The sequence below is a fragment of the Streptomyces sp. NPDC092369 genome, assembly GCF_044755245.1.
Lineage (GTDB): Bacteria > Actinomycetota > Actinomycetes > Streptomycetales > Streptomycetaceae > Streptomyces.
In genome coordinates this window covers 1,367,428-1,382,226 of sequence record NZ_JBIVQP010000001.1, presented here as the reverse complement: position 1 = coordinate 1,382,226, position 14,799 = coordinate 1,367,428, and the positions used below count along the sequence as shown (strand labels likewise).

General features: G+C 69.6%; 11 protein-coding genes. 6 read left to right on the top strand and 5 right to left on the bottom strand.

Features of this window, described 5'->3' with window-relative positions:
- Positions 1-89: 89 nt before the first annotated feature.
- From ACIQI8_RS06110 to ACIQI8_RS06090, 5 genes are all read left to right on the top strand, one after another.
- Positions 90-794 carry an EboA domain-containing protein gene (locus ACIQI8_RS06110; RefSeq protein ID WP_402346717.1) on the top strand — a complete coding sequence of 235 codons (705 nt, stop codon included), beginning with the start codon at positions 90-92 and terminating at the stop codon, positions 792-794.
- The gene (locus ACIQI8_RS06105; RefSeq protein ID WP_402345389.1) at positions 794-1,648 is read left to right on the top strand and encodes a TatD family hydrolase; all 855 of its coding nucleotides are present in this window, start codon (positions 794-796) and stop codon (positions 1,646-1,648) included. Before ACIQI8_RS06110 ends, ACIQI8_RS06105 begins: the two co-directional genes overlap by 1 nt.
- Positions 1,649-1,651: 3 nt before the next feature.
- Positions 1,652-2,821 carry a metabolite traffic protein EboE gene (eboE, locus tag ACIQI8_RS06100; RefSeq protein WP_402345387.1) on the top strand — a complete coding sequence of 390 codons (1,170 nt, stop codon included), beginning with the start codon at positions 1,652-1,654 and terminating at the stop codon, positions 2,819-2,821.
- Complete coding sequence (locus tag ACIQI8_RS06095; protein WP_402345385.1) at positions 2,818-4,311, top strand: nucleotide pyrophosphatase/phosphodiesterase family protein; 1,494 nt, start codon at positions 2,818-2,820, stop codon at positions 4,309-4,311. Before eboE ends, ACIQI8_RS06095 begins: the two co-directional genes overlap by 4 nt.
- 100 nt (positions 4,312-4,411) lie before the next feature.
- Positions 4,412-5,461 carry a sugar phosphate isomerase/epimerase family protein gene (locus ACIQI8_RS06090; protein WP_402345383.1) on the top strand — a complete coding sequence of 350 codons (1,050 nt, stop codon included), beginning with the start codon at positions 4,412-4,414 and terminating at the stop codon, positions 5,459-5,461.
- A 70-nt stretch (positions 5,462-5,531) separates the two neighbouring features.
- Here ACIQI8_RS06090 and ACIQI8_RS06085 read toward each other — a convergent pair whose 3' ends face one another.
- From ACIQI8_RS06085 to ACIQI8_RS06065, 5 genes are all read right to left on the bottom strand, one after another.
- On the bottom strand, positions 5,532-6,938 hold the full coding sequence (locus tag ACIQI8_RS06085) for an OFA family MFS transporter (RefSeq protein ID WP_402345382.1): 1,407 nt from the start codon (positions 6,936-6,938) through the stop codon (positions 5,532-5,534).
- A gap of 1 nt (position 6,939) precedes the next feature.
- Entirely contained in the window at positions 6,940-8,328 is a 1,389-nt protein-coding gene (locus ACIQI8_RS06080; protein ID WP_402345380.1) for an OFA family MFS transporter, read from the bottom strand.
- Between the two features lie 120 nt (positions 8,329-8,448).
- Complete coding sequence (locus ACIQI8_RS06075) at positions 8,449-10,593, bottom strand: acetate--CoA ligase family protein (RefSeq protein WP_402346715.1); 2,145 nt, start codon at positions 10,591-10,593, stop codon at positions 8,449-8,451.
- Positions 10,594-10,597: 4 nt separating this feature from the next.
- Positions 10,598-11,827: a formyl-CoA transferase gene (gene frc, locus ACIQI8_RS06070; RefSeq protein ID WP_124001835.1), complete on the bottom strand. Its 1,230-nt coding sequence runs from the start codon at positions 11,825-11,827 to the stop codon at positions 10,598-10,600.
- Between the two features lie 12 nt (positions 11,828-11,839).
- On the bottom strand, positions 11,840-13,522 hold the full coding sequence (locus tag ACIQI8_RS06065) for a thiamine pyrophosphate-binding protein (protein WP_402345377.1): 1,683 nt from the start codon (positions 13,520-13,522) through the stop codon (positions 11,840-11,842).
- A 144-nt stretch (positions 13,523-13,666) separates the two neighbouring features.
- Here ACIQI8_RS06065 and sucC point away from each other — a divergent pair, with 144 nt between their 5' ends.
- A complete protein-coding gene (gene sucC, locus ACIQI8_RS06060) occupies positions 13,667-14,797 on the top strand; it encodes an ADP-forming succinate--CoA ligase subunit beta (RefSeq protein ID WP_402345376.1) in 1,131 nt (376 codons plus the stop codon).
- The last annotated feature ends 2 nt before the right edge of the window (positions 14,798-14,799 follow it).

The window sequence follows — 14,799 nt, the reverse complement described above, 5'->3', positions numbered from 1 at the left end:
ACCCATCGATGCCCGCCTCCACGCCCGCCTCCACGACCTCCACCCCCAGCGAACCCGCCCCCACCACCCCCGATCTCCCGGCCACCGACATGACGACCCCCGACCTCACGGGCGCCCCCCTCGCCCGTACCCCACCCGCCGACCTGCACCGCCTCCTCACCGCCCGGCTCGGCGGAGCCGCCCGTGCCTGGCTGGACCAGGCTCTCGAAGAGGCCGCCACCCATCCCGGCATCCACGGACCCATCTCCGTCTGGGAGTTGCGCCTCGCCGAGGCCGGTCGACGATGCGGTCCTGAACACGCCGACGTCGCCCGCGTGCTGATCCTGCACGCCGCCCGCGCCGGCACGGACGCCGTCACCCGCGTCTACTTCCAGGGCACCGCCGCCGAACGCCGCGCCGTCCTGCACGCGTTGCCCCATCTCATCGCCGGCCCCGACGCCCTCCCGCTCGTCGAGGACGCCCTGCGCACCAACGACACGCGGCTCGTCGCCGCCGCGGTCGGCCCGTACGCCGCCCGGCACCTCGCCCCCCACCACTGGCGCCACGCCGTCCTGAAGTGCCTGTTCACCGGCGTCCCCGCGGACGAGATCGCCGACCTCGACCGGCGCGCACGGGACGACGCCGAACTCGCCCGCATGCTCGGCGACTACGCCGCCGAACGCACCGCCGCGGGCCGTCCCGTGCCCGAAGACCTGCACCGCGTCCTGACCTTGACCGACCCCACGGCCACCCCACCCGCGCCCGCCGCCGCACCCGACGCCGGCCCGCGCGGAACCGACGGCGAGGAGTCCTGATGCGCATTTTCGACCCCCACATCCACATGACCTCCCGGACCACCGACGACTACGAGGCCATGCACGCCGCAGGCGTCCGCGCCGTCGTCGAACCCTCCTTCTGGCTCGGCCAGCCCCGCACCTCACCGGCCTCCTTCCTCGACTACTTCGACTCCCTCCTGGGCTGGGAGCCCTTCCGCGCCGCCCAGTACGGGATCGCCCACCACTGCACGCTCGCTCTCAACCCGAAGGAGGCGAACGACCCGCGCTGCGCGCCCGTCCTCGACGAGCTGCCCCGCTATCTCGTCAAGGACCAGGTCGTCGCCGTCGGCGAGATCGGCTACGACTCGATGACCCCCGCCGAGGACACCGCCCTCGCCGCCCAGCTCCAACTCGCCGCCGACCACGGGCTGCCCGCGCTCGTCCACACCCCGCACCGGGACAAGCTCGCCGGCCTGCGCCGCACCCTCGACGTGGTGCGCGAGTCCGCGCTGGCCCCGGACCGCGTCCTCGTCGACCACCTCAACGAGACGACCGTCAAGGAGGCCAAGGACAGCGGCTGTTGGCTGGGCTTCTCCGTCTATCCCGACACCAAGATGGACGAGGAGCGGATGATCACGATCCTGCGCGAGTACGGGCCCGAGCAGGTATTGGTGAACTCCGCCGCCGACTGGGGCAGGAGCGACCCGCTGAAGACCCGCGGGGTCGGCGACCTGATGCTGGCCGAGGGCTTCTCGGACGACGACGTCGACCGGGTGCTGTGGCGCAACCCCGTCGCCTTCTACGGACTCAGCGGCCGGCTGGACCTGGATCTGGACGTCACGGCCACGGGTGCCACCCACGAGGGCAACTCCATCCTCCGCGGCGGGGCGTGAACCATGCGCTTCCGCCACCCTGACGGCTCCACCGTCCACCTCGCCTACTGCACCAACGTCCACCCGGCCGAGACCCTGGACGGCGTCCTCGCCCAACTCCGCGACCACTGCGAGCCGGTCCGTCGCCGCCTGGGCCGCGATCGCCTCGGCATCGGGCTCTGGCTCGCGAAGGACGCCGCCCACGCCCTCGTCACCGACCCCTCCGCCCTGCGCGGCCTGCGCACCGAACTCGACCGACGCGGCCTCGAAGTCGTCACCCTCAACGGCTTCCCCTACGAGGGCTTCGGCGCCGAAGAGGTCAAGTACCGCGTCTACAAGCCGGACTGGGCCGACCCCGAACGCCTGGAGCACACCACCGCCCTGGCCCGCGTGCTCGCCGGACTCCTGCCCGACGACGTCACCGAGGGCAGCATCTCGACTCTGCCGCTCGCCTGGCGCTCCGTCTATGACGTGAGCCGCGCCGAGAAGGCCGGCACCGCCCTCGCCACCCTCGCCGAACGCCTCGACGCCCTCGCCGAGTTGACCGGACGCTCCATCCGCGTCGGCTTGGAACCCGAACCCGGCTGTGTCGTCGAGACCACCGGCGACGCGATCGCCCCGCTGACCGCGATCGCCCACGACCGCATCGGCATCTGCGTCGACACCTGCCACCTCGCCACCTCCTTCGAAGATCCGCACACCGCCCTGGACGCGCTCGCCGAAGCCGGCATCCCCGTCGTCAAGTCCCAGCTGTCGGCGGCCCTGCACGCCGAACACCCCCATCTCCCCGAGGTCCGCACCGCCCTCGCCGCCTTCGACGAACCCCGCTTCCTGCATCAGACCCGCACCGCCTCGGCCGCCGGCCTGCGCGGCACCGACGACCTCGGCGTGGCGCTCCGGTCCGACGCCCTGCCCGACGCGACCCCTTGGCGCGCCCACTTCCACGTCCCGCTGCACGCGGCCCCCGCCGCGCCCCTCACCTCCACGCTCCCCGTGCTCAAGGCGGCCCTCACCCGGCTGGTCGGCGGCCCGCACCCGCTCACCCGCCATCTGGAGGTGGAGACCTACACCTGGCAGGCCCTCCCGCCCGAACTGCGCCCTCGCGGCCGAGCCCAGCTCGCCGACGGCATCGCCGCCGAACTCACCCTCGCCCGCGACCTGTTGACCGACCTCGGCCTGAAGGAACTCCCATGAGCGACCGACCGGCCGACCCACATGTCACCCCGGACTCCGTTCCCCCGGTCACCGCGGACCGTGCCGCGCACACCACCCCGCTGCCTGTCCCGCTGCCTGTCCCGCACAGGGCATCGCGCCCCGCCCCCCTCCTCGTCCTCGACGTCGTAGGCCTCACCCCCCGTCTCCTCGACCACATGCCCCACCTCAAGACGCTCGCCCAGTCCGGCTCCCGCGCCGCACTCGGCACCGTCCTGCCCGCCGTCACCTGCGCCGCCCAGTCCACCTTCCTGACCGGCACCCACCCCTCCGAGCACGGCATCGTCGGCAACGGCTGGTACTTCCGCGAACTCGGCGACGTACTGCTGTGGCGTCAGCACAACGGTCTCGTCACCGGCGACAAACTCTGGGACGCCGCCCGCCGCGCGCACCCCGGCTACACCGTCGCCAACATCTGCTGGTGGTACGCCATGGGCGCCGACACCGACTTCACCGTCACCCCCCGTCCCGTCTACTACGCCGACGGCCGCAAGGAACCCGACTGCTACACCCGGCCCCCGGCCCTGCACGACGAACTCACCGAGAAACTCGGCACCTTCCCCCTCTTCCACTTCTGGGGACCCGGCGCGGACCTGGTCTCCAGCCGGTGGATCGTCGACGCCACCCGCCACATCCTGCGCACCCGCCATCCCGATCTGGCGCTCTGCTACCTCCCTCACCTCGACTACGACCTGCAGCGTTTCGGCCCCGACGACCCGCGCTCCCTGAAAGCGGCCGCCGACCTGGACGCCGCGATGGCCCCGCTCCTGGACGACGCCCGCGCCGAGGGCCGTACCGTCGTCGCGCTGTCCGAGTACGGCATCACCCGCGTGGACCGCCCCGTCGACATCAACCGGGCCCTGCGCCGCGCCGGACTCCTCGAAGTGCACACGCAGGACGGCATGGAGTACCTCGACCCGATGGCCTCCCGTGCCTTCGCGGTCGCCGACCACCAGATCGCCCATGTCTACGTGCGCCGCCCGGAGGATCTCGACGCCGCACGGGCAGCACTGGCCGACCTGCCCGGCATCGAGCAACTCCTGGACGACGAGGGCAAGAAGACCCACCACCTCGACCACCCGCGCTCAGGCGAACTCGTCGCCGTCGCGGAGCCGGACGCCTGGTTCACGTACTACTACTGGCTCGACGACGAGCGCGCGCCCGACTTCGCGCAGCTCGTCGAGATCCACCGCAAACCCGGCTACGACCCGGTCGAGTTGTTCATGGATCCGCTCGACCCCTACGTCAAGGTCAAAGCGGCGACGGCACTGGCCCGCAAGAAGCTCGGCATGCGCTATCGCATGGCGGTCGTGCCGTTGGACCCGTCACCTATTCGCGGCAGCCACGGCCGCCTTCCGGCGAGCGACGACGACGGTCCGCTCCTCATCTGCTCCACCCCCCGTGCTGTCGGCGACCGTCTCGCGGCCACCGATGTGAAGTCACTGCTGCTCCAACTCGCCGGTCTCACCTGACCGACCGGCCCCACCGACCCGTCCGATCGCTGTGATCCGACTGGTACCGAGTGAAGCACTCACCACTGACAACGCCCTCCGAATCCGAGGAGTTCCAGGCATGAGCCGCATCTCCCAGCCCGATCCCGAACTCACCCACCGCCTCAGCAGACGAGGCATGCTCGGCGTGGCCGCGGGCGCCACCGCCGCGGCGCTGCTGGGCGCCGCGGCGACCCCGGCGACGGCCGCCGAGAGCACGTCCGCCGCTGCCGCGTCCGGTGGCCGTGGCCGTCCCGTCCTGCCGCCCGGCCGGCTCGGCATCCAGCTCTACAGCCTGCGCGACAAGGTCTCCACGCTCGGCTTCGCCCCCGTCTTCGCCGAGTTGGAGAAGTACGGGTACGACGAGGTCGAGTTCGCCGGATACACGCAGGGCTCGGCGGGACCCATCACTCTCGCCCAGCTCAAGCGGCTGGCGCACAGCCACGGACTGAACCCGATCGGCAGCCACGTCGGCTACTACTCGGACGACCCGAACGCGTACACCTTCGCGCAGAACCTGACCAAGGTCCTCGACGACGCCCAGGCCCTCGGCCTCAAGCACATCGGCACCGCGTCCGGTCCCTTCCGCTACGGCTCGACCGTCGACGCGTGGAAGCGCGCCGCCGCGGAGTTCAACACGTACGGGGCGGCCGCCAAGAAGCGCGGCATGAAGTTCTACCAGCACAACCACTCCGACGAGTTCGGCTTCGCCTCCGACAATCCCAAGGTCCGGCTCTACGACGTGCTGCTCGCCGAGACCGACCCCGACCTGGTGTTCCTGGAGATGGACATCTTCTGGGCGTACGCGGGCCAGTTCCGCTTCTCGACGCGGCCCGACGGCAAGCCGGCGCCGTTCGACCCCCTGCGCTACGTGCTCAAGCAGCCGCACCGCTACCCGCTCTTCCACGTCAAGGACGGGGTGAGCGACCCCACGAACCAGTTCGGCTACCGGATGGTGGACGTCGGCGACGGCGACATCGACTACGAGAAGTTCATCTCCGCCGTGACCCGGCTGCGTGGTGAGCGCCTCGCCCACCACTGGCAGACCGAGCACGACCAGCCGACCGAGTCCTTCACGTTCGCGCGCCGCTCCAGCGCCTATCTGCACTCCCTGCGCGAGAAGAAGTGCTGAACCACCGCTAGACACACGTGAGGAGGCCCTCCCCGCAGCCGGGGAGGGCCTCCTCACGCGCGCGTGGCCGTCAACCGGCCGGCTGCGGCTGGGGAGTCGACGTCACCTCCCGGCTGCGACCCGGCTGCCGCAACAGCAGCGCTATCGCCGCCGCGGCCATCGAGACGCCGCCGGCCAGCGCGTACGCGCCGTCGTAGCCCCAGGAAGCGACCACCATGGAGCCGAGGCCGCCGCCGAACAGACCGCTGATCAGCTTTCCGCTGTACACCAGGCCGTAGTTGGTGGCGTTGTAGTTCTCGCCGAAGTAGTCCGGGGTCAGCGCCGCGAACATCGGGTAGAACGCGCCGCCGCCGAAGCCGGACAGGAAGGCGAAGAACAGGAACAGCCACTCGCTCTTCAACTCGCCCGCCAGGATCACGCCGAACTGCGCGAGCCCGAGCACCAGGATGACGAACACCAGGGTCGGCTTGCGGCCCCACTTGTCGGACAGCCAGCCCACGACACCGCGCCCGATGCCGTTGATGACCGCCATGACGCCCATGGAGGACGCGGCCACCAGTGGCCCGAAGCCGACCTCCTTGGCGTAGTCGACCTGGAAGGAGATCCCGAAGATCGACACGCCGGCGGTCATCACGATGGCCACCCACATCAGGGGCAGCATGCCTGTCCTGATGGCCTCCTTGGGCGTGTACTGCTTGGTCGCCGGAGGGTTCTTGGCGAGGCTCTGCCCGTTCTTCTCGTTGCCGGCGAACGTCAGCGGGTCGATGTCCGCGGGCCACCAGTTCTTCGGCGGGTCCTTGAAGAAGAACGCGCACCCGAAGACCACGATCATGATGTAGCAGCCGATCAGGTCCAGGACGCGGTGGTAGTTCCCGGTGTCGAAGGCGTAGTTGAAGATGAAGATGAACGGCAGCGACCCGTACGCGAAGCCGCCGTTGACGAAACCGGTCCGGGCGCCCCGGCGTTCGGGGAACCACTTGCCGACCATGTTGATGCAGGTCGCGTAGACCAGGCCGGCACCGATGCCGCCGATGACACCGAAGCCGAGGATCGCCAGCAGCACGTTGCTCAGGTGCGACAGGGCGAAGAACCCGATCAGGCACATCACGGAGCCGATGTACATGGCCTTGCGGGCCGTCAGGATGCCCTTCTCGCGCATCCATCCCGCCGGGAAGGCGATGCCGGCCTGGAAGAACACCCAGACGCTGAGGATCCAGAAGGTGTTGCTCTGCGTCCAGCCGTGCGCGCTGGACAGGGTGTCCTCCGCGGAGCCGTACGCGTACTCGAAGACACTGATCGCCATCATGGCGATCCAGGGCAGGTAGATCATGAACTTGCGGGAGTGGCCGAGGATCGCCCGGTCGGTCTCGCCCACGCGGTAGACGCGGCCTCGGGCATCGGTCACTTCACGGTAGGGACGGTGTGCGGCGTCGGGGTCTGCCGACGAGCTGCCGGCTGCGATGGGGTCCGCCGTCATGTCAGGCCATCTCCTCGCCGAGCGGTTGCGGGTTGGGGACGATGCGCCGGGCCTTGGGGCGGCCCGGGGACTTCAGGAAGAGCGCGAGCACGGCGGAGGCCAGCCCGATGGAGCCGGCGAGCACGAAGGCTCCGTGGTAGTCCCACACGTCGACGACGACCGCGCCCACGCCGGAGCCGACGAGACCGGAGATCAGCTTCGAGCTGTAGACCATGCCGTAGTTGGAGGCGTTGTTGTTCTCACCGAAGTAGTCCGCCGTCATGGCGGCGAACAGCGGGAAGATCGCGCCGCCGCCGAAGCCGGAGACCATGGAGCAGAACAGGAAGAACGGCATGCTGCCCATCTGTCCGGACACCAGTACGCCGAACTGCGCCGTACCGAGCACCAGACACACGATGACCAGCGTGTTGCGGCGCCCGCAGCGGTCGGAGATCCAGCCGATGACACCACGCCCGGTGCCGTTGACGATCGCCTTGAGCGACATCGCGGTGGCCACGATTCCGCCGGCGAATCCCATGTCCTTGCCGAACGGGACCTGGAAGGCGATACCAAAGATGTTGATGCCTGCGGTGCACAGGAGACAGAACCACATCATCCACAGCACTGGCTGACGGGCGGCCTCCTTGGGGGTGTACTGCTTGACGGCCGGCGGGTTCTTCTCCAGCGCCCGCCGGATCTTCGGGTCGTCGGTCTGCAGCAGCGGGTCGACGTTCGCCGGCCACCAGTTCTTCGGCGGGTCCTTGAAGAACCAGCCCGCCGACGCCACCACGAGGCACAGCCCGACACCCACACAGGCCAGCACGACCTCGTAGTTGCTCAGGTCCATGTACGAGGTGAACAGGAACACGAAGGGCACGGATCCGTAGGCGAAACCGCCGTTGACGAAGCCCGTCTTGCCGCCCTTGCGCTCCGGATACCACTTGCCGACCATGTTCACGCAGGTCGCGTAGACGAGGCCGGCGCCGATGCCGCTGCACATGCCGAAGCCGAAGTAGGCGACGAGCACGTTCGGCGCGTACGCCAGTGACAGATAGCCCAGCAACGTCCCGACGGCGCCGATCATCATCGCCGTACGGGCCGGCAGCCTGCCGCTCTCCCGCAGCTGCCCGGCGGGGAAGGCCACGGCCGCCTGGAAGAAGATCCAGACGCCCATCAGCCAGAAGATGTGTCCGCTGCTCCACAGATGCGCCTCGTGGAGCGTGTCCTCCGCCGACGTGAACGCGTATTCGGCGGAGCTGATGCCCATCATGCCCACCCACGGCAGGATGACCATCCACTTCCGTGGTCGGCCCATGATGTCGACGTCCGACTCGCCGATCCGGTACACGCGGCCGTTTCGGTCCGTCACCTCCCTGTAGGGGACGGACGCCGAGAAATCGGTGGTTGTCATCGCTCAGTACCCCTTGCGTCGAAAGCTCTGGCCAGCGCCCCCTGTCCAATGCCTTTCGTGCGCGCACGGGTCCCGGGGCCGGCCGACGCGCACCGTCGGCCGGCCCCTCCTCCGGCTAGGTCATGAGCCGCCCCCCAACAGCCCCGCCGCACGGGCCCAGCGGTACTTCGCCCCGAGCACGGCCACCGGCTTCTCGGTCGTGTACGGGTACGCCACGACCCCTCGCTCGTAGAGGTACTGGCAGGCCTCCTCGACCTCGACATCGCCCGCGAGAGAGGCCACCACGGGCTTCTCGATGCCGCGCTCCCGGAACTCGGCCACCACGCGTGCGGTGAGCTCCGCGAAGACCATCGGGGGAGTGACGATCGTGTGCCAGTAACCGAGGACGAGCGCGTGGATGCGCGGGTCCTCCAGACCGAGCCGGATCGTCGCCTCGTACGTCGACGGCGGCTCGCCCCCGGTGATGTCCACCGGGTTGCCCGCGGCCCCGAAGGGCGGGATGAACTTGCGGAAGGCCTCGTCGAGGTCCGGGGGGATCTCCATCAGGGTCAGGCCGTTGTCGGTCACCGCGTCCGACAGCAGCACACCGCTGCCGCCCGCCCCGGTGATGATCACGACGTTGTCGCCCTTCGGAGCGGGCAGCACCGGCAGCCCGCGCGCGTACTCCAGCATGTCGTTGAGACCCGGCGCCCGGATCACCCCGGCCTGCTTGAGGATGTCGTCGTACACGGCGTCGTCGCCCGCCAGGGCGCCGGTGTGCGAGCCCGCGGCCTTCGCGCCGGCCGCCGTACGGCCCGCCTTGAGGACCACGACCGGCTTCTTCGGCACGGTCGCCCGCGCGGCCTCCACGAAGGCGCGGCCGTCCTTGAGGTCCTCCAGGTGCATCGCGATGCAGTCGGTGTGCGGGTCCTCGCCGAACCAGGTCAGCAGGTCGTCCTCGTCCAGGTCCGACTTGTTGCCGAGGCCGACGATCGCCGACACACCCGTCTTCGTGGTGCGCGCGAAGCCCAGGATGGCCATCCCGATGCCACCGGACTGCGAGGTCAGCGCGACCCCGCCCTTGACGTCGTACGGCGTGCAGAACGTGGCGCACAGGTCCTGCCACGTCGAGTAGTAGCCGTAGATGTTCGGGCCGAGCAGGCGGATGCCGTACCGCTCGGCGATCGCCACGATCTCGTCCTGGAGCGCGACTTCACCGGTCTCCGCGAACCCTGAGGGGATCAGTACGGCGTTGGGGATGTTCTTGCGTCCCACCTCCTCCAGGGCCGCGGCCACGAACTTGGCGGGGATCGCGAAGACCGCCACATCCACCTCACCGGGAACGTCGGTGACACTCTTGTACGCCTTGCGGCCCAGAATGTCATCGGCCTTGGGGTTCACCGGATGGATCTCCCCGGCGAAGCCGCCGTCGACGAGGTTGCGCATCACCGAATTGCCGATCTTGCCCTGCTCGTTGGAGGCACCGATCACGGCGACCGAGGAGGGCTCCATCAGACGCCGCATCGAGGTGAGGATCTCCGCGCGCGTGTACGTGCGCCGGGGCGGCGGCTGCTTCTCGGCGAGGATCACGCGGATGTCGGCGGCGACCGCGCCCTGAGGCGTGGCGATCACCGGGTTGAGGTCGACCTCCGCGATCTCCGGGAAGTCCGCGACCAGTTGGGACACCCGCCGGATCTGCTCGGCGATCGCCCACCGGTCCACGCCCGCCTGGCCGCGCACCCCGCGCAGGATCTCCGCCGACCGGATCGAGTCCAGCATCGACAGGGCCTCGTCCGGACTCACCGGCGCGAGCCGGAAGGTGACGTCCTTGAAGACCTCGACCAGTACCCCGCCGAGCCCGAACGCGACGATCTTCCCGAACGTCGGGTCCGTCACCGCGCCGACGATGACCTCCTGCCCCTGCGGCAGCAGCTCCTGCACCTGCACGCCCTCGATACGGGCGTTCGCGTCGTACGCGCGCGCGTTCTCGATGATCCTGCAGAACGCGGCCCGCACGTCCGCGGCGCCCTCGACACCGACGACCACTCCGCCGGCGTCTGTCTTGTGCAGGATGTCCGGCGAGACGATCTTCATCACCACCGGCCCGCCGAAACGGGCCGCATACGCCACCGCCTCGTCGACGTCGGTCGCCAACTCCTCACCCGGTACGGCGATCCCGTACGCGTCGGCGAGGATCTTGCCCTCGGGCGCGGTCAGCGCCGCCCGTCCCTCGGCGCGCACGGCGTCGAGGAGCGAGCGCACCGTCAGCTCCCGGTCTTCGGCCATCACGTCAGATCACTCCGTTCGACTTGAGCAGGCGCAGTTCCTCGTCGCCGAGGCCCAGTTCGCCGACGTAGACCTCTTCGTTGTGCTCGCCGAGCAGCGGCGAACTGGTCACGTCCACGGGGGAGTCGGAGAGTTTCAGCGGGCTGCCCACGGTCACGAACTCGCCGCGCTCGGGGTGCGGCACGGTGACGACCATCTCGTTGGCGACCAGCGAGTCGTCCTCGATGATCTCCCTGGTGGACAGGATCGGTCCGCACGGGATGTTGTGGGCGTTGAGCCGCTCCAGCACCTCCCACTTGGGCAGGGTGGCGGACCACTCCTCGATCAGCTGGAACATCTTGCCGAGCTTGGGGAGCCGGGCTTCCGGGGTCGCCCACTCGGGGTCGGCCGCCAGCTCGGGCCGGCCGATCAGCTCGCTGAGCGGCTGCCAGCCGACGGGCTGCACGATGACGTACACGTAGTCGTTCGGGCCGCCCGGCGCGCACCGGACCGCCCAGCCCGGCTGACCGCCGCCGGACGCGTTGCCCGAGCGGGGAACTTCCGTGCCGAAGTCCTCGTTCGGATATTCAGCGAGCGGTCCATGTGCCAGGCGTTGCTGATCCCGCAGCTTCACCCGGCACAGGTTGAGTACGGCGTGCTGCATGGCCACGTTGACCCGCTGCCCACGCCCGGTGTTCTCCCGCTGGAACAGCGCCGCGAGAATCCCCGCCACGGCGTGCACACCCGTCCCGGAGTCCCCGATCTGGGCCCCCGTCGCCAGCGGCGGCCCGTCCTCGAAACCGGTGGTCGACATCGACCCGCCCATGGCTTGAGCGACGACCTCGTACGCCTTGAAGTTGGTGTACGGGCCGTCCCCGAACCCCTTGATGGAGGCATAGACGATCCGCGGATTGATCTCCTGGATGCGGTCCCAGGTGAAGCCCATGCGGTCGACCGCGCCCGGTCCGAAGTTCTCGACCATGACGTCCGAGCGCCGGATCAGCTCGGTGAGGATCTCCTTGCCGCGCTCGGTCTTGGTGTTGAGGGTGATGCTCCGCTTGTTGCAGTTGAGCATCGTGAAGTAGAGGGAGTCGACGTCCGGGAGGTCGCGCAGCTGCTTGCGCGTGATGTCACCGGTCGGGGCCTCCAGTTTGACCACGTCCGCACCGAGCCAGGCGAGCAGCTGGGTGGCGGAGGGCCCGGACTGGACGTGCGTCATGTCGAGGACACGGATGCCTTCGAGAGCCTTGGTCATGGCCGGCTCACCTCACTTGTACATCGTCTGGTTCATGGTTCCGGGGGCGTACGCGTCCGGGTCGACCCAGACGTTGATCAGCGACGGCTTGCCCGACTCGCGGGCGCGCTGCAGGGCCGGGGAGATGTCGGCGGGGTCGCGGACCTCCTCGCCGTAACCGCCCAGCATCTGGGCGAACTTGTCGTAGTGGACGTCGCCGAGGGTGTTGCCGACCCGCTCGCGCTCCAGGCCGTACTTCTGGGCCTGGCCGTAACGGATCTGGTTCATCGAGGAGTTGTTGCCGACGATGCCGACGAAGGGGAGGTCGTAGCGGACGAGGGTCTCGAAGTCCCAGCCGGTCAGGGAGAACGCGCCGTCGCCGAAGAGGGCGACGACCTCCTTGTCGGGCCGTGCCTGCTTGGCGGCGAGCACGAAGGGGACGCCGACGCCGAGGGTGCCGAGCGGGCCCGGGTCCATCCAGTGCCCGGGCGACTTGGGCTGCACCACCTGTCCGGAGAAGGTGACGATGTCGCCGCCGTCGCCGATGTAGATGGAGTCCTCGGTGAGGAAGTCGTTGATCTCGCTCACCAGGCGGTACGGGTGGATCGGCGAGGCGTCCGACTTCAGGCTGGGCAGCCGCTTCTCCAGGGCGGTCTGCTCGGCGGCACGCAGCTCGTCGAGCCACTCCTTGCGCTTGGCGGCCCCGCCGTTGACGCGCCCGGAGGCGGCCTCGGTGACCGACTTCAGCACGAGCCCGGCGTCGCCCACGATCCCGAGGTCGATGTCGCGGTTCTTGCCGACGGTCCGGTAGTCGAGGTCGATCTGCACGACGGTCGCCTCCGGCGACAGCCGCTTGCCGTAGCCCATGCGGAAGTCGAAGGGCGTGCCGACGATGACGATGACGTCGGCGTTGGAGAAGGCGTACCGGCGCGACAGCTGGAAGTGGTGCGGGTCGCCCGGCGGGAGGGTGCCGCGTCCGGCGCCGTTCATGTAGGCGGGGATGTTGAGGGTGCGTACGAGGTCGATGGCCGACTCGGTGCCGCGCGTCGTCCACACCTGGCTGCCGAGCAGGATGGCCGGCTTCTCGGCGTGGACCAGGAGGTCGGCGAGCTTCTCGATCGCCTCGGGGTCACCGGCCGAGCGGGTCGAGGCACGGTAGGCGCCGGGCTTGGGCACGCGCGCCTTGCTCACCGGGACCTTGGCGTCGAGCACGTCGCGCGGGATCTCCAGGAAGGAGGGGCCGGGCGCGCCGTGGTAGCACTCGCGAAACGCCATCGACACCATGTCGGCGGCGCGCGCGGTGTCCGGTACGGCCGCCGCGAACTTGGTGATCGGCGTCATCATGTCCACGTGCGGCAGATCCTGCAGTGACCCCATCTTGTGCTGGGTGAGAGCCCCTTGGCCGCCGATCAGCAGCATCGGGGACTCCGCGCGGAAGGCGTTGGCGACACCGGTGACGGCGTCGGTCGTCCCCGGTCCCGCGGTGACTACCGCGCAGCCCGGCTTGCCGGTGATGCGGGCGTAGCCGTCGGCGGCGTGGGCGGCGACCTGCTCGTGGCGGACGTCGACGACCTCTATGCCCTCGTCGACGCAGCCGTCGTAGATGTCGATGATGTGGCCACCGCACAAGGTGTAGATGCGGTCGACGCCCTCGGCCTTGAGCGCCTTGGCAACGAGATGACCACCGGAAATCACATCCTGGGTGTCGTCGGGCATGGCGAAGTCCTGTCCCTTCGTAGGGGGTTGGAACGCTCTCGCGGTACATTGCATACAGTCGACGAATACTGTATGAAGCTTGTTATCCCGCATCCAGTGGGTGGTGTCCAGGGGGCGTGCGGCACTTTTAAGACGGGAGCCGAGATGGACCTGTACGAACACCAGGCAAGGGAACTCTTCGAGGAACACGGCATCTTGGTGCCGAGGGCGGAGGTCACCGACTCGTCCAAGGAGGCACGCGAGATCGCCCGCAGGCTCGGTGGGCGGGTCGTGGTGAAGGCCCAGGTGAAGACCGGCGGACGCGGCAAGGCGGGCGGGGTCAAACTCGCCGCCGACCCGGCCGCCGCCGAGCTCACGGCACGGCAGATCCTCGGCATGGACATCAAGGGCCACCGGGTCGGCAAGGTAATGCTGGCCCAACCGGTCGACATCGAGAGCGAGTTCTACGTCTCCTACGTGCTCGACCGCGCGGCGGGCACGTTCCTCGCCATCGCCTCCGCCGAGGGCGGCATGGACATCGAGGAGGTCGCCGCGACCCGCCCCGAGGCCGTGGCCCGTATCCCCGTCGACCCGGCCGAGGGCGTCACCTCGGCGAAGGCGGGCGAGATCGCCCAGGCGGCCGGGCTGCCGCCGCAGACGGTCGACGTCCTCGTACGGCTGTGGGACGTGCTCGTGCGCGAGGACGCCCTGCTCGTCGAGGTCAACCCGCTCGTGCGCACCGCACAAGGCCAGATCCTCGCCCTCGACGGCAAGGTCACCCTCGACGACAACGCCCGCTTCCGCCAGGCCCGTTGGGGCGCCGACGACGTCGAGCACGACGACGCGCTGGAGGCCAAGGCCGCCGCCAAGGGCCTCAACTACGTCAAGCTCGACGGCGAGGTCGGCATCATCGGCAACGGTGCCGGCCTCGTCATGTCCACCCTCGACGTGGTGGCCGGCTGCGGCGCCCGCCCCGCCAACTTCCTGGACATCGGCGGCGGGGCCTCGGCCCAGATCATGGCGGACGGCCTGTCCGTCATCCTCTCCGACCCGGCCGTGAAGTCGGTCTTCGTCAACGTCTTCGGTGGCATCACCGCCTGCGACGCGGTCGCCGAGGGCATCGTCCAGGCCCTGGACGCGGTGCAGTTGACCAAGCCTCTGGTGGTCCGGCTCGACGGCAACAACGCGGCCCGCGGCCGGGCCGTCCTCGACGACCGCGGACACCCGCTGGTCCAGCAGGCCACCACCATGGACGGCGCCGCCCGCCGCGCCGCCGACCTCGCCAACGCACGCTGAGG